Raw genomic sequence first — 14,885 nt, 5'->3', positions numbered from 1 at the left:
TGGCAGTTTTAGCGGTGCGAATTTCCTATGTTCGATTTTCTCTTCAAACGGCAGGGCAGCAAGCCGGCCGCGTCCGGCGAGCAGCAGGGCGCCGCCAAGCCGGCCCCGGCGAAATCGGGCGCAGCCCAGCCGGTCGCTGGCAAGGTTGGTAGCAAGGCCAATAACAAGGCCAAGGCAGCAGCGGCTGCCGCTGCAGAGCAGGCCGCAAACCAGGCTGCAGCCCAGGCCGCCGAGGCGCGCGCCGCCGTGGCCAGCGCCCGCGAGCGCCAGTCGGCGCAGCTCAGGGCGCTTGGCAGCGACGAAGCCGCTGCTGCCGAGTTCATCCTGCAATCCCCGTTTTCCGAACTGCGCCTGGCCGCTGCCGAGTTGCTCCAGAGGCGCGAGCACCTCGAGCGCGTGTACGGCGCGATGCGCAATGTCGATCGCCGCGTTGCCAAGCTCGTGCATGGCCGACTCGACGCGATCCGCCATCATGAAGCTGAATTGCGCCGTGGTGAAGACACCCTGGCGCAGGCGCGCGCCATGCTGGCCGATGCGTTGCTCACGCCCAACCACGTTGGCGAACTCGACCGCAAATGGTCGGTCATCCGCGCGCCCGAACTTGCAGCCGACTTCGAGGCCGTGCGCGCCCAGCTTGGCGCGCGTCTCGAAGCGCAGGTGCAGTTGCAGCGCGCCATGATCGATCGCCTGACCGCATTGCGCCAGCTCGACGGGCAGGGGCTTGACGCTGCTGCGCTCGGCGAGGCGCTGGCCCGCCTGCAGCAGGAACAGGCAGCGGCACTGGCCGACCCCGGCCACGCATCGCTGCCGCGCGCACTGGTCGGCGAGGTGAGCAATGAACTGGCACGCCTGACAGCCAGTCTGGCCACCGCCGAGAAGGATGCCGCAGCGCTGGCCGCCCGTGACGCGGCACTCACCGCATGGGAAGCCCAGCCACAGGCAGATTTGACACCGGATGCACTACGCCGCGACTGGCAGCGCCTGCCGGCCATGCCTGCGAACGCTGCTGATGCAACCGCTGCTGAAGCGCTGCAAGTGCGTTTCGACGCCTTGCTCGCGTCGTTCCCGCAAGCGGTTCGCAAGCCGAAAGCAGTCCCGGCTGCAGCGCCAGCCGACAACGGCAGCTCGCCCGTCAACGCCAAGGGTGCCGACCAGGCCTTCCTCGACCAGTTGGAGGCGCTTGAAGCCGCCCTGCAGCAGGGCTCGCTCGGCACCGCCGCCGAAATCGACAAGTCACTGAAGGAAGCCAAGGACAAAGGTGTACGCCTGACGGGCGCCCAGCTCGAGCAGCTGAACCATCTGCGCGCCGACCTGAAGCGCTTGTCGGACTGGGCGCGCTGGGGCGGTAACGTGTCGCGCGAAGAATTGATCAAGACGGTCGAGACGCTGGCCACGCAGAACCTGGCGATGGGCGAGCTGGCCAAGAAGGTCGGCAGCATGCGCGAGCGCTGGAAGGCACTTGATACCTTGTCCGGCCCGGCGCCGCGCAGTCTGTGGGAGCGCTTCGACGCCGCCTGCAGCGCTGCTTACGCGCCGGCCGCCGCGCATTTCCGCCAGCTGGCCGACGAGCGCCACGCGAATGCCGCGCGCGGCCAGGCGCTGGTCGACGAAGCCCAGGCCGAGATCGCAAACTTGCAGCAGGACAATGCCGACTGGAAGCACGTGTCCGCCACCGTGCAACGCCTGCGTACGGCCTGGAGCCATCTGGGCGCGGTCGATCGCAAGGAAAAGAAACGTCTCGACGGCCTGTTCGCCGAGGCGCTGACCACGCTGCAGCGCCCGCTTGAAAACCAGCGCAAGGTCGAAGTGGCCGTGCGCGAGCAACTGATCGAAGAAGTTCACAAGCTCGATCCGAACGAACGGCACGCGGTCGACATGCTGCGCGAGTTGCAGAGCCGCTGGCAAGAGCATGCGCGCGCATTGCCGCTCGAACGCAAGGCCGAGCAGGCGTTGTGGCAACGTTTCCGCGCCGCCTGTGACGCGCTGTTTGCGGCCCGCAAGGAGCACGCGCACGCGGCCGACAGCGAACGCCGTACCCACGAAGCGGCCAAGGAAGCGCTGTGCGCACGTCTCGAAGCGGCGGCGCTTGACGCCACGCCGTCCAACGTCGCCAGAATGCTGCGTGAAGCGGCCGCCGAATGGCAGGCGATCGGCCCGGTACCGCGTGCCCACGAGGCACGCATCGAAGGGCGCTACCAGGCCGCCGTGGCTCAGGTGCAGGCCCAGGTCGCGCAGGTGCGGCGCGCCGCCGACACGGTCCTGGCCGGCGTCGTGCGCGACAAGTTGCGCCTGATCCAGGCGCTCGAAACGGCGTTAGCCGATCCGGACAGCAATGCCGGCACCCACACGCAGGGTGACGACTGGCGTACCCGCTGGGCGGCACTGGCGCCGGTCGACGGCGGTTACGAGCCGATCCTGCAGAAGCGCTTCGATGCGGCGCTGGCGGCGCTCGAAGGCGATCGCGCCGCGTATGCGCGCCAGCTCGAAGAAAACCGGCCGCGCATGCTGAATGATCTGCTGCGCCTGGAGATCGCCGCCGGCATCGACAGCGGCGCCGAATTTGCCCGTGACCGCCTGCGCCTGCAGGTCGAGGTGCTGCAAAGCTCGTTGAAGTCAGGCCAGAAGCCTGGCGGCAACACAACCGAACTGCATGCGTTGCTGGCGCTGCCGGCGCTGGCCGACGTGCGCACCGAAACGCGCATCGAATGCCTGATGCTGCGGCAGCCAAAGGCGGGATCATGAACCACGTGCGTGTACAAACCGGCGACTTCGACCTGGGCCTCGAGGTCGCGCGCCTGCGCGAGGGTGATGCCCGCGTGGGCGCCGTCGTGACGTTCGTCGGCACCGTGCGCGACCTGAACGATGGCGCGCAGGTCGCCGCGATGGAGCTCGAACACTATCCCGGCATGACCGAGAAAGCGCTCGACGACATCGCTGCCCAGGCCGCCGCGCGCTGGCCCCTGTTCGCCACGCTGGTCATCCACCGCGTGGGGCCGCTGCTGCCGCTCGATCAGATCGTGCTCGTGGCGGTTACCGCCGCGCACCGGGGCGATGCGTTCGCGGCCTGCGAATTCATCATGGATTACCTGAAGACGGAAGCGCCGTTCTGGAAGAAGGAAGACACGCCGGACGGCGCGCGCTGGGTCGATGCGCGCGTCACGGACGATACAGCGCGGGCGCGGTGGCAAGCCCGCTGAATTTTCTCGCGGTCGGGCTCGGCGCCGCCATTGGCGCCTGGCTGCGCTGGGGCCTGGGTCTGTGGCTGGGCAGCCTGCACGGCTTTGTCCAGATCGGCACGCTCGCGGCCAATCTGGTCGGCGGCTTTCTGATCGGCTGCGCGCTCGCGTTCTTTGCCGATCAGCCCGGGCTGGCGCCGCACTGGCGCCTGTTCATCATTACCGGCTTTCTCGGTGGCTTGACGACCTTCTCCAGTTTTAGTGGCGAATCGATGACGCTGCTGCAGCGTGGCGAGATCGGCTGGGCGCTCGCCCACACGGCCTTGCACCTGATCGGCGCGCTGCTGTGCTGCATGGCCGGCTTCGCCCTGCTGCGTACCCTGCGCGGGTAAAGTCCGCAGGGCAGGGCGATTTTCCTGACAACGCACGAATAGCCCGGTTGAAGCATGCTAGAGTTTCCGTCCAGTAAATGAACGGGAGATCGAGCATGAACACCAATTACCGGCCAACTGCGGCCTTCGTCGGCGCCTCCTGGGGCGCACTCATCATCGGCATGGCGGCCTATCTCATTGGCCTCTGGAACGCCCAGATGCAGCTGAATGAAAAAGGTTATTACCTCGTGCTGCTGCTGTACGGCCTGTTCGCTGCCATCTCGCTGCAAAAGACCGTGCGCGACCGCTCAGAAGGCTTGCCGGTCACGGGACTGTATTCGTCACTGTGCTGGTTCTCGCTGGCAGCATCCATCGGACTACTGGGCGTTGGCCTGGTCAACGCCACGCTGGCACTAAGCGAAAAAGGCTTTTATGCAATGTCGTTCGCGCTGTCGCTGTTCGCCGTGGTCGCCGTGCAAAAGAACGTGCGCGATCTGCAGGCGGCTGGCCCCTTGCCGGAGTCCAAGTTGTCTGACAGTTAAGCGCTTTCAGTTTTGTAGGTGTTTTTCTTACGCCAGGCGCGACAGCGCGCTTGAAAAGCACCTCGTCATCCCAATCTTGTATCGCAACCAAGAACCAACTCAGGAGTCACACCATGCGACAAGATAAACTGACGACCAAGCTCCAGGAAGCGCTGGCGGATGCCCAGAGCCTGGCGGTCGGCAACGACAACCAATACATTGAAACGGTCCACCTGCTGGTGGCACTGTTGAACCAGGACGACGGCAGTGCGCGCTCGCTGCTGCAGCGCGCCGGCGTGAACGTCGGCGCGCTGTCCAATGCGCTGAAGGCCTCGCTCGAACGCCAGCCGAAGGTCACCGGTACCGGCGGCAACGTCCAGGTCGGGCGCGACCTGATGGGCCTGTTGAACCTGGCCGATCGCGAAGCGCAAAAGCGCGGCGACGGTTTCGTCTCGTCCGAGATGATCCTGCTGGCGCTGCTGGAAGACAAGTCGGACGCCGGCCGCCTGGCACGTGAAAACGGGCTGGCGAAGAAGTCGCTCGAGTCGGCGATCCAGGCTGTGCGCGGTGGCGAAGGCGTCAATTCGCCTGAAGCCGAGGGCCAGCGCGAATCGCTCAAGAAATACACGCTCGACCTGACCGAGCGCGCCCGTGCCGGCAAGCTCGATCCGGTGATCGGCCGCGACGATGAAATCCGCCGCGCGATCCAGGTGCTGCAGCGTCGCAGCAAGAACAATCCGGTGCTGATCGGGGAGCCGGGCGTGGGCAAGACGGCCATCGTCGAAGGCCTGGCCCAGCGCATCGTCAATGGCGAAGTGCCGGATTCGCTCAAGGGCAAGCGCGTGCTGTCGCTCGACATGGCGTCACTGCTGGCCGGCGCGAAGTTCCGCGGTGAATTCGAAGAGCGGCTGAAGAGCGTGCTGAAGGAGCTTGCGCAGGACGAAGGCCAGACGATCGTCTTCATTGACGAGCTGCACACGATGGTTGGCGCCGGCAAGGCCGAAGGCGCGATGGACGCCGGTAATATGCTCAAGCCGGCCCTGGCACGCGGCGAGCTGCACTGCGTTGGCGCGACCACCCTCGATGAGTACCGCAAGTACGTCGAAAAGGATGCCGCGCTCGAGCGCCGCTTCCAGAAGATCATCGTCGACGAGCCCAGTGTCGAGGCGACGATCGCCATCCTGCGCGGGCTGCAGGAGAAATACGAGCTGCACCACCAGGTCGATATCACCGACGCGGCAATCATCGCGGCGGCCGAGCTGTCGCACCGCTACATCACCGACCGCTTCCTGCCCGACAAGGCGATCGACCTGATCGACGAAGCGGCGGCCAAGATCAAGATCGAGATCGATTCCAAGCCCGAAGTCATGGACCGCCTCGAGCGCCGCATGATCCAGCTGAAGATCGAGCGCGAAGCCGTGCGCCGCGAAACCGATGAAGCGTCACAGCGCCGCCTCGAGTTGCTGGGCGACGAGATCACGCGCCTGGAGCGTGAGTACAACGACTTCGAAGAAATCCTGAAGGCCGAGAAGGCCGCAGTGCAGGGCACCACGCACATCAAGGAAGAGATCGAGCGCATCCGCTACCAGATGGAAGAAGCGCGCCGCCAGAGCAACTGGCAGCAGGCCTCCGAACTGCAATATGGCCGCTTGCCGGAACTCGAAGCGCAACTGCGTGACGCCGAAGCGAGTACCGCGCGCGCCGAAGCGGACGGCCAGAAGCCCAAGCTGCTGCGCACGCAGGTCGGGGCCGAGGAAATCGCCGAAGTGGTCTCGCGCGCGACGGGCATTCCTGTCACCCGCATGCTGCAGGGCGAGCGCGACAAGCTGCTGCACATCGAGGACGAGCTGCACAAGCGCGTCGTGGGCCAGAATGAGGCCATCGAAGCGGTGTCGGACGCCATCCGCCGCTCGCGCGCCGGCCTGTCCGACCCCGATCGCCCATATGGTTCGTTCATGTTCCTGGGCCCGACCGGTGTCGGTAAAACCGAGCTGTGCAAGGCGCTGGCCGGCTTCCTGTTCGATACGCAGGACGCGATGATCCGCATCGACATGAGTGAATTCATGGAGAAGCATTCGGTGGCCCGTCTGATCGGTGCGCCGCCAGGTTACGTTGGCTATGAAGAGGGCGGTTACCTGACCGAAGCCGTGCGGCGCAAGCCGTACAGCGTGATCCTGCTCGACGAGATCGAAAAGGCGCACCCGGACGTGTTCAATGTGCTGTTGCAGGTGCTGGACGATGGCCGCATGACCGATGGCCAGGGCCGCACGGTCGACTTCAAGAACACGGTGATCGTGATGACGTCGAACCTCGGTTCGCACCGGATCCAGGCGATGGAAAGCGATGAGCCGGCCGTCGTGAAGATGGCGGTCATGGCCGAGGTGCGCGGCCACTTCCGGCCCGAGTTCATCAACCGTATCGACGAGATCGTCGTGTTCCATGCGCTCGACGAGAAGAACATCGGCGCCATTGCCCGCATTCAGCTGCAGATCCTGGAAGCGCGCCTGGCCAAGATGGACATGACGCTCGACATCGACGAAGAGGCGCTGCAGAAGATTGCCGAAGCAGGATATGACCCGGTGTATGGCGCAAGGCCGCTCAAGCGGGCGATCCAGCAACAGATCGAGAATCCGCTGTCGAAAGCGATCCTGTCGGGCCGCTTCGGACCGAAGGATGTGATTCCAGTCCGGGTGCGGGGTGGCGAGCTGACCTTTGACGAGCAGACGGTCGAGCTGGCGAAGTAAGCCGGTTCGGTCGAAATGAAAAGGGCGCGGCAATTGCCGCGCCCTTTGTCGTTTCTTGACGGGAAATAAGACGCCATATTTCAGGATGCGAAATGATCGTCGTGCAATGCGAAATGCGCAGCATGCCAGCGATGCGATTCCTTACCATCGTGAGAAATTTCATTCCGCATCATGATATGGGAGATACAAGCCATTGATATTGTTGGAAATTATTTTAGTCGTATGTCTTATAGAAGACTGATGGTGCCGTGCACAAACGGCTTTATGATTGTCTCAACGGATTCGCAGGCTTGATCAAACGTCTTACCACCCTTTAGGAGAACACACCATGACTACCCGTGAACAGCAAATCGCCGAACTGCAGCAAGACTGGGACACCAATCCACGCTGGAAAGGCGTTGTGCGCAATTACACCGCCGCTGATGTCGTCCGTCTGCGTGGCTCGGTGCGCATCGAGCACACGCTGGCCAAGCGCGGCGCCGAGAAGCTGTGGAACCTGGTTAATGATGAGCCGTATGTGAACGCCCTGGGCGCGCTGACCGGCAACCAGGCCATGCAGCAGGTGAAAGCGGGCCTGAAGGCGATCTACCTGTCGGGCTGGCAAGTGGCGGGCGATGCCAACGCCGCTGGCGAAATGTACCCGGACCAGTCGCTGTATCCGGCCAACTCGGTGCCGCTGGTCGTGCGCCGCATCAACAACACGTTCCAGCGCGCCGACCAGATCCAATGGTCGGAAGGCAAGGACGACATCGATTACTTCGCACCGATCGTGGCCGACGCCGAAGCCGGGTTCGGCGGCGTGCTCAATGCCTACGAACTGATGAAGTCGATGATCGAAGCCGGCGCATCGGGCGTGCACTTCGAAGATCAATTGGCCTCGGTCAAGAAGTGCGGCCACATGGGCGGCAAGGTGCTGGTGCCGACCCGCGAAGCCATCGAAAAACTCAACGCGGCCCGCCTGGCAGCCGACGTGATGGGCACCACGACGCTCGTGATCGCCCGCACCGACGCCGAAGCGGCCGACCTGCTCACGTCGGATGTCGACGCCAATGACAAGGAATTCTGCACCGGTGAACGCACGGTCGAGGGTTTCTTCCGCGTCCAGCCGGGCGTTGAGCAAGCGATTTCGCGCGGCCTGGCCTATGCGCCGTTTGCCGACCTGGTCTGGTGCGAAACCGGCAAGCCCGACCTCGAGTTTGCGCGTCGCTTTGCCGATGCGATCCACGCCAAGTTCCCGGGCAAGATGCTGGCGTATAACTGCTCGCCGTCCTTCAATTGGAAAAAGAATCTGGACGACGCGACCATCGCCAAGTTCCAGCGTGAGCTGGGCGCTATGGGCTACAAGTTCCAGTTCATCACGCTGGCCGGTTTCCACTCGCTCAATTACGGCATGTTCAACCTGGCCCACGGCTATGCGCGTACCGGTATGTCGGCCTTCGTCGAGCTGCAAGAAGCCGAGTTCGCCGCGGCCGAAAAAGGGTTCACGGCGGTCAAGCACCAGCGCGAAGTGGGCACCGGCTACTTCGACGCCGTGACCCAGGCCATCCAGCAGGGTCAGAGCTCGACCACGGCGCTACATGGCTCGACCGAAGATGAACAGTTCTTCGAAGAAAAGAAAGTCGCCTGACAAGCACATTGATAGGGCGCCGGCCGCAACCTCACGAGGGTTGCGGCCTTTTTTATGTGGCGCAGTCAGCGTTAAATAGAGACTAGCTTTGAACTGACGAGCAGTCCAGTGGTCCAACCCCTGTCGCCAGCGTCAGGAGTCGATCATGAAAGCGCCACGTTTCAAGGGTTGGTTCGCAAAACTGCCTTCGCTGAACGGGCCGCAGGCAGCGGCGGCAAGTGCTCGATGCACTGCATCCTGCCGCCGGGCTCGATCAGGTGGTTGCGCTGATTACCGAGGCCAGAGCGCCAAGCCGCTGCTGCCCCAGATGCGGCAACGATCGCTGCTATCGGCACGGGTTCGCCAACGACTTGCAGCGCTACCGATGCTGCGCTTGTGGGCGCACCTTTAACGACCTCACCGGCACGCCACTGGCGCGGCTCAGGCTCAAGGCCAAATGGCTCGCGTATTCGCAGGCACTGCTCGATTCACTGCCCGTGCGCAAGGCGGCAGACCGCATCGAGGTACACCGCAACACGGCCTTTCGATGGCGCCACCGCTTTCTGCACTGGGTCAAACTCGATCGACCCGCAGCGCTCAACGGCATCGTCGAAGCTGACGAAACATTTCTGCTCGAGTCACAAAAAGGTTCGCGCACGATCGATCGGCCACCGCGCCGCCGGGGCGGCCGCGCTGCCAAGCGGGGCATTTCCAATGAACTTGACTGCATCCTGGTTGCGCGCGACCGCGAGGGGCGCACCATCGATGCCGTGACCGGCCGCGGAGCGCTCACGGCTGCGCAACTCGACCGTGACTTGCTGCCCAGGCTGGATCGGCAGGCCTTGCTGGTCAGTGACGGCCATCCCGCTTACCGCGCCTTTGCCCGCAAGCACAGGATCGCGCACGCGGCGGTCATTGTGCGCGCCGGTGTGCGTGTAAGGCGACTGGGCAGCCTTGCCATCCACGTGCAGAACGTGAACGCCTACCACCAGCGCTTTAAGGCCTGGCTGCAGGGCTTTCATGGCGTGGCGTCGCGCTACCTGTCTAATTACCTGGGCTGGCGCTGGGCGCTGGATGGTGAGCGGCTTACTTCGCCAGAACAATTGCTTAGTATCGCTATCACAGTCATCAACAGATAACGCTGGCTGCGCCTTTTATGTCGACGGCAGATCGCACCGATTCCCAGCCGGGCCCGGTTGTAGTGGATAATGGCGCCTAATATCGCCGCCAGTTTCGCGCGGCAACGTCACTTTTAGGAATTCCAGCTTATGTTGAGCTACCGCCACGCCTTCCACGCGGGTAACCACGCCGATGTCCTCAAGCACTTCATCCAGGTGCAACTGCACCAGTACATGAACCAGAAGGATGCCGCCTATACCTATATCGATACCCACTCGGGCGCCGGCGTGTATGCACTCGACAGTTTCCAGTCGACCAAGACCGCCGAATTCGATACCGGCATCGGCCCGCTGTGGGCGCTCACTGACGTTCCGGCACCGCTGAAGGAATACCTCGATCTGATCAAGGGCATGAACCCGAGCGGCAAGATGCGCTATTACCCGGGCTCGCCGTATGTCGCCGAGCAAATGGCGCGCGAGCAGGACCGCCTGCGCCTGTTCGAGCTGCACCCGGCCGATTGCAAGATCCTGGCCGATAACTTCCGCAAGCTCGACGCCCACAAGGCCGAGCAGGGCGAGCGCTCCCGCGGCCGGCGCGTGATGATCGACCGTGGCGACGGTTTCGACAGCATGAAGGCGTTGCTGCCGCCACCGTCGCGCCGCGCGCTGGTGCTGATCGACCCGCCATACGAAGTCAAGGATGACTACAAGCGTGTGAAAGAAGCACTCGACGATGCGCTGCTGCGCTTCCCGAGCGGCATCTACGCTGTCTGGTATCCGGTACTCCAGCGCATGGAATCGCGCCAGTTTGCCGATCGCCTGAAGCGCGTGCCGGCCAAGGAATGGCTGAACGTCACGCTGACGATCCAGACCCCGACGCCGGACGGTACCGGCCTGCACAGCTCCGGCATGTTCATCCTGAACCCGCCGTACACGCTCGAGCCGATCTTGCGCGAAGTGCTGCCATATCTGGTGCGCGTGCTGGGCAAGGACGCCGGCGCACGCTTCACGATCGAGAAGGGCACCCAGGTCACGGGTACGGCGCTCGGCCGCAGCGCCAGCCGCACCGACGGGGCCGCCGGCATGCCGCGCCAGCCGATCGGCAATGCGCGCCGCGCCAGTCCGCTGTCGGGCAAGGGTAGTCTGCGCCTGCCGGGCCAGGTGATGCCACGCGAAGGCGAGGAGCCGGCAGCACCGGTCAAGCCATCGCGCACCGGTACGGGCACGGTTAAAAGCGCCGGCGCGGGCCGTCCGACGCAGGGCACGGGCCGTCCGACGCAGGATGCGGGCCGACCGGGCGCTGCACCGCGCTCGACGACGCCAAGGAGCGCGGCGCCACGTGCCGCTGCCCCGCGCGACGGGGCGCCAGCCGCCCCGCGTGCGCCCCGCACCGGTGGCGATCGTCCAGCAGCGCCGGGCGCACCGCGCACCGGTCGCACCCGTCAGGGTGGCGGTCGCAGCTAGCATTCGTTTCGATGTCGAAATGCTAAGATTGGCATTTTTGTAGTATAGTCGGTACAGGTGGTGCGCGTGTGCGCGCTGCCGGCGCGCCACTATGCGCCGCGACAGTTTCCAGGAGTAATATTTCAATGCATGCTGATGCAACGGCAGCGGTCTTGGTGCCGTCTGACGATTTTTTCCTCGCACGGCAACCCATTCTCGGGCGTGACCAGCAATTGCTGGCATTCGAGCTGCTGTTTCGCGCCGCCGGCGAGGACGAAGACGCCAAGCTGACCGACGGCGCCGCCGCGACGGCGGCCGTCATTTCGCATGCGTCCCAGCTTGGCATGGAGCAGGTGGTGGGCGATCAGCTCGCTTTTGTGAATGTCGACGCTGTCGTCCTGATGAGCGACTTCGTGCGCTTCCTGCAGCCGCATAAAGTCATTCTCGAAATCCTGGAAACCGTGAAGCCCACGCCCGAGTTGCTGGCGCGGGTGGACGAACTGAAAAACCTCGGCTTCAAGTTCGCCGTCGACGACGTCATCGAGCATTCGCGCGAACTCGATCAGCTGATTTCGCTGATCGACATCATCAAGGTCGATATCAAGGGTGTGGCCCCGGACGCGCTGGGCGATCTGGTCGCGTCGCTGCAGAAAACCGGCAAGCGCCTGCTGGCCGAAAAAGTCGAGACGATCGAAGAGTTCGAGCTGTGCATGGCACTCGGTTTCGAATACTTCCAGGGTTATTACTTTGCGCGGCCCGTGATCCTCAGCGGCCGCAAGATTGCCCCAACCGAAGTGGTGTTGCTGCGCTTGCTGGAGCTGGTTAATTCCAACGCCGATAACCAGACCATCGAGACGGCCGTCAAGCGCGATGCGCTGGTCAGTCTGAACCTGCTGCGCCTGGTCAACAGCCGCGCGGTGCCGGGTCCGCGCATCGAGTCGCTGTCACAGGCACTCGCGGTGCTGGGCCGGCGCCAGCTGGGCCGCTGGCTGCAGATCCTGCTCTACACGGCCGCAGGCGCGCAAGTCTCGCTTCACTCGCCGTTGCTGCAACTGGCCACCACACGCGGCAAGCTGCTCGAATTGATGACGCTGCGCGTGCGCCCCGGCGACACGGCCAGCGCTGACCGTGCCTTTACCGTCGGCATCATGTCGCTGGCGGAAGCGCTGTTTTCAGTGCGGATGGCCGACATCCTCGTGCACGTCGAAATCGCGCATGACGTGCGCGACGCGCTGATCGACCGCGATGGTGACTTTGGCACCATGCTGCGCATCGCCGAGCTGTTGGAGACGGCCGTCGGGGGCCGCAAGCTCAATGCCGAACTCAAGAAGATCGGGCTGACGGTGCCCGAGGTACGGGAGATCGAACTGGCCGCGTTCGACTGGGTCCGCGAGCTGACCCACGACGTGCGCTGAGTCCGACCTTTCCCTTATTGCCCCAGCAGCAGGAATACGGTCGGCTTCTTGTGGAAGTCCGGCCCCTTGTCCGCCCCCAGTGCTGCTTTCCATTTTGCCGCCGTCATGGTGCGCACCGATTCGCTCGGCAGCGACAGGTCGGTCGCCACGCACACCAGCGTGCCCGGCTGGCACCCCGCCACCAGTGCATCGAGCATCGCGCCGTTGCGATACGGCGTCTCGATGAACAACTGCGTCTGGCGTTCGCCGCGGGAACGGGTTTCCAGCTCGCGGATGCGCTTCGTGCGCAGCGCCGCGTCGGTTGGCAGGTAGCCGTTGAAAGCGAAGCTCTGGCCGTTCAAGCCGCTGGCCATGACGGCCAGCAGCAGCGACGACGGGCCCACCAGCGGCCGCACGTCAATCCCGTGCTGATGTGCCAGGCGCACGAGGTCGGCGCCGGGATCGGCAACCGCTGGCACACCTGCCTCTGACACCAGGCCCGCATCGCGCCCCGCCAGCAGTGGCGCCAGCAATTGCGTCAGCGCCGCGGCCGGCGTGTTCACGTTCAGTTCGGCGATCTCGATTTCCTGCAGCGGCTTGGCCAATGGATGGTCGATGGCGATCAGCTTCAGGAACGCACGCGCCGTCTTGGCGTTTTCGGCCACAAAATAATCGAGCGAGCTGGTCAGTGCCTGCACTTGCGTCGGCAGCAGGCCGTTCAGGCAGCCGGACGCAGCATCGAGTGGGCCGAGGGTATTGGGAATCAGGTACAGGGTGCCGGGCATGGGTCGTTTCAGGTAAGTGGTCAGGTGCCGAAGAAGCGCACGCCGGCGCGCCGCAGCATGCCGGTCAGGGCGATGAGCGGCAAGCCGGTGAGGGCGGTCGGATCAAGCGAGTGGATGTGGTCGATCAGGGCAATTCCCAGGCCTTCGTTCTTGGCGCTGCCGGCGCAGTCGTACGGCTGTTCGATGCGCAGATAGGCGTCCAGTTCCGCATCCGGCAGGTCGCGAAAGCGCACGCGGACCTGCACATTGTCGACCTGGACAACGGCGGCGGGGTCGGCAGCGCGCCCGTCCCACAGGCACAAGGCCGTATGGAACACGACTTCACGCCCCCGCATCAATTGCAGCTGCGCCAACGCGCGCGCATGGTCACCCGGCTTGCCGATCTGCAGATCGTCGAGCGTGGCAACCTGATCCGAGCCGATCACGAGCGTGCCCGGATGCAGGCGCGCTACGGCCTCGGCCTTGGCACGCGCCAGGCGCAGCGCGGTCGCCGGCGGTGTTTCACCCGGCAGCGGCGTCTCATCGAGATCGGGTGCGATGGCCTCGAACGGCAGGCCGAGCCGGCCCAGCAATTCGCGCCGGTAGGCGGAGCTCGAGGCAAGGATCAGGCGGGGCGGGGTGGAACTTGGTAGCATGCGGCCCTCGGGATAAATCGGCAGCGAAGCCACAGTTTCATGGCGCTGCGGTGAAAAGCCTGCTATTATCGCAGGTTTTCCGGGACGACTTTCTAAATGAGCGCTTTCATTATTGATGCCTTCGAGTTTTGCAAGAGCGATGGTTTTCGTGAAGGCAGCACGCCCCTGGTCGAGATGACCCGGCTGGCCGCAGAGAGTTCCGAAAAAGGCGGCGACATCCGCTGGACGATGCAAGGTGGTCAAACCCGTCACGGTTATCCGTCGCTGACCCTCGAGGTCGCCGGTCACGTGAAGCTGGAATGTCAGCGTTGCCTGCAACCCATGGACTACGAGATCGATTCGTCGACCATGCTGGTGCTGGGCAAGGATGATGAAGAAGCCGATGCCATCGAGATTGTTCTCGACGACGACAGCATCGATGTGATCGTTGGCAGCCATACGTGCGATATTCGTCAGTTGCTCGAAGACGAAGCGCTGCTGGCGTTGCCGCAGTCGCCAAAGCACGATGTCTGCCCCGAAAACAAGTTGCTGGACAGTCTGAAGAACGAGAAGCCGTCGCCATTTGCCGGCCTCAAGAATCTCAAGACAGAATGATGTAGTACCAAATACAGCAGGATCGGTTTCGCAGTACGGTGGCGGCAGCGTAGAAAGAATGTCGCCCAAAATTTGCAAAGAATGTGTCAGACGCGTGCAGCGCTCGAGTATGGCATTGGTAGTAGAAGTAGACGGAAACGTGTCGGCAATCCCGGGGGACATCCTTGAAGATTGCTGCTGGGATACTCGATGCGCAAATCGTTGCACGTCGAATGTGTTAAAATTTTAGAACTTAGTATTAGGAGTTATCATGGCTGTTCAGCAGAATAAAAAATCCCCATCGAAGCGCGGTATGCACCGTTCGCACGACTTCCTGGTTGCACCAAACCTGGCAGTCGAGCCAACCACCGGCGAAACGCACCTGCGTCACCACATCAGCCCTAACGGTTTCTACCGTGGTCGCAAAGTTCTGAAGACCAAAAACGACGAGTAATCGACGTCCTGGCTTTTAGAACCATGAAAGCGGCGCAACGTATGTTATCTGCGTGGCGCCGCTTT

The 14,885-nt window shown here is 63.6% G+C and carries 13 protein-coding genes; 11 read left to right on the top strand and 2 right to left on the bottom strand.

Features of this window, described 5'->3' with window-relative positions:
* Positions 1-27 precede the first annotated feature (27 nt).
* The 9 genes from AC56LY_RS11620 to AC56LY_RS11580 all read left to right on the top strand — a co-directional run bounded on the left by AC56LY_RS11620 (position 28) and on the right by AC56LY_RS11580 (position 12,394).
* Positions 28-2,742, top strand: a complete 2,715-nt coding sequence (locus AC56LY_RS11620) for a DUF349 domain-containing protein (protein ID WP_499579489.1) — start codon at positions 28-30, stop codon at positions 2,740-2,742.
* Positions 2,739-3,197, top strand: a complete 459-nt coding sequence (gene moaE / locus AC56LY_RS11615; protein WP_499579487.1) for a molybdopterin synthase catalytic subunit MoaE — start codon at positions 2,739-2,741, stop codon at positions 3,195-3,197. Before AC56LY_RS11620 ends, moaE begins: the two co-directional genes overlap by 4 nt.
* Positions 3,182-3,568 (top strand): fluoride efflux transporter CrcB, encoded by a 387-nt coding sequence (gene crcB, locus AC56LY_RS11610; RefSeq protein WP_499579485.1) that lies wholly within the window; start codon positions 3,182-3,184, stop codon positions 3,566-3,568. Before moaE ends, crcB begins: the two co-directional genes overlap by 16 nt.
* A 95-nt stretch (positions 3,569-3,663) precedes the next feature.
* Positions 3,664-4,089: an inner membrane protein YiaA gene (gene yiaA / locus AC56LY_RS11605; RefSeq protein WP_499579482.1), complete on the top strand. Its 426-nt coding sequence runs from the start codon at positions 3,664-3,666 to the stop codon at positions 4,087-4,089.
* Positions 4,090-4,202: 113 nt separating this feature from the next.
* Entirely contained in the window at positions 4,203-6,812 is a 2,610-nt protein-coding gene (gene clpB, locus AC56LY_RS11600) for an ATP-dependent chaperone ClpB (RefSeq protein ID WP_499579479.1), read from the top strand.
* Between the two features lie 328 nt (positions 6,813-7,140).
* Positions 7,141-8,439 (top strand): isocitrate lyase, encoded by a 1,299-nt coding sequence (aceA, locus tag AC56LY_RS11595; RefSeq protein WP_183558192.1) that lies wholly within the window; start codon positions 7,141-7,143, stop codon positions 8,437-8,439.
* A gap of 218 nt (positions 8,440-8,657) precedes the next feature.
* Positions 8,658-9,557 (top strand): IS1595 family transposase, encoded by a 900-nt coding sequence (locus AC56LY_RS11590; protein ID WP_499579476.1) that lies wholly within the window; start codon positions 8,658-8,660, stop codon positions 9,555-9,557.
* Between the two features lie 129 nt (positions 9,558-9,686).
* Positions 9,687-11,000: a 23S rRNA (adenine(2030)-N(6))-methyltransferase RlmJ gene (locus tag AC56LY_RS11585; protein ID WP_499579474.1), complete on the top strand. Its 1,314-nt coding sequence runs from the start codon at positions 9,687-9,689 to the stop codon at positions 10,998-11,000.
* Between the two features lie 125 nt (positions 11,001-11,125).
* Positions 11,126-12,394, top strand: a complete 1,269-nt coding sequence (locus tag AC56LY_RS11580) for an EAL and HDOD domain-containing protein (protein WP_499579470.1) — start codon at positions 11,126-11,128, stop codon at positions 12,392-12,394.
* A gap of 14 nt (positions 12,395-12,408) precedes the next feature.
* On the opposite strand, the gene AC56LY_RS11575 is transcribed toward AC56LY_RS11580, so the two are convergent.
* Together AC56LY_RS11575 and AC56LY_RS11570 are read right to left on the bottom strand one after the other, a co-directional pair.
* Positions 12,409-13,158 (bottom strand): SAM-dependent methyltransferase, encoded by a 750-nt coding sequence (locus AC56LY_RS11575; protein WP_499579467.1) that lies wholly within the window; start codon positions 13,156-13,158, stop codon positions 12,409-12,411.
* A 20-nt stretch (positions 13,159-13,178) separates the two neighbouring features.
* The gene (locus tag AC56LY_RS11570; RefSeq protein ID WP_499579464.1) at positions 13,179-13,793 is read right to left on the bottom strand and encodes a Maf-like protein; all 615 of its coding nucleotides are present in this window, start codon (positions 13,791-13,793) and stop codon (positions 13,179-13,181) included.
* Positions 13,794-13,889: 96 nt separating this feature from the next.
* Here AC56LY_RS11570 and AC56LY_RS11565 point away from each other — a divergent pair, with 96 nt between their 5' ends.
* Together AC56LY_RS11565 and rpmF are read left to right on the top strand one after the other, a co-directional pair.
* On the top strand, positions 13,890-14,387 hold the full coding sequence (locus AC56LY_RS11565) for a YceD family protein (protein ID WP_183558204.1): 498 nt from the start codon (positions 13,890-13,892) through the stop codon (positions 14,385-14,387).
* Positions 14,388-14,637: 250 nt separating this feature from the next.
* A complete protein-coding gene (rpmF, locus tag AC56LY_RS11560; RefSeq protein ID WP_028104096.1) occupies positions 14,638-14,820 on the top strand; it encodes a 50S ribosomal protein L32 in 183 nt (60 codons plus the stop codon).
* The last annotated feature ends 65 nt before the right edge of the window (positions 14,821-14,885 follow it).

This window comes from Telluria sp. ZT3P25, assembly GCF_059685895.1.
This window is presented reverse-complemented; position numbering and strand designations above follow the sequence as displayed.

What these genes read in the sequence shown, in the direction of transcription:
- AC56LY_RS11565 (WP_183558204.1), top strand. Translation starts at nt 13,890, where the DNA reads ATGAGCGCTTTCATTATTGATGCCTTCGAGTTTTGCAAGAGCGATGGT.
- AC56LY_RS11585 (WP_499579474.1), top strand. Translation starts at nt 9,687, where the DNA reads ATGTTGAGCTACCGCCACGCCTTCCACGCGGGTAACCACGCCGATGTC.
- AC56LY_RS11570 (WP_499579464.1), bottom strand. Translation starts at nt 13,793, where the DNA reads ATGCTACCAAGTTCCACCCCGCCCCGCCTGATCCTTGCCTCGAGCTCC.
- AC56LY_RS11575 (WP_499579467.1), bottom strand. Translation starts at nt 13,158, where the DNA reads ATGCCCGGCACCCTGTACCTGATTCCCAATACCCTCGGCCCACTCGAT.
- rpmF (WP_028104096.1), top strand. Translation starts at nt 14,638, where the DNA reads ATGGCTGTTCAGCAGAATAAAAAATCCCCATCGAAGCGCGGTATGCAC.
- aceA (WP_183558192.1), top strand. Translation starts at nt 7,141, where the DNA reads ATGACTACCCGTGAACAGCAAATCGCCGAACTGCAGCAAGACTGGGAC.
- yiaA (WP_499579482.1), top strand. Translation starts at nt 3,664, where the DNA reads ATGAACACCAATTACCGGCCAACTGCGGCCTTCGTCGGCGCCTCCTGG.
- clpB (WP_499579479.1), top strand. Translation starts at nt 4,203, where the DNA reads ATGCGACAAGATAAACTGACGACCAAGCTCCAGGAAGCGCTGGCGGAT.
- moaE (WP_499579487.1), top strand. Translation starts at nt 2,739, where the DNA reads ATGAACCACGTGCGTGTACAAACCGGCGACTTCGACCTGGGCCTCGAG.
- AC56LY_RS11620 (WP_499579489.1), top strand. Translation starts at nt 28, where the DNA reads ATGTTCGATTTTCTCTTCAAACGGCAGGGCAGCAAGCCGGCCGCGTCC.
- AC56LY_RS11580 (WP_499579470.1), top strand. Translation starts at nt 11,126, where the DNA reads ATGCATGCTGATGCAACGGCAGCGGTCTTGGTGCCGTCTGACGATTTT.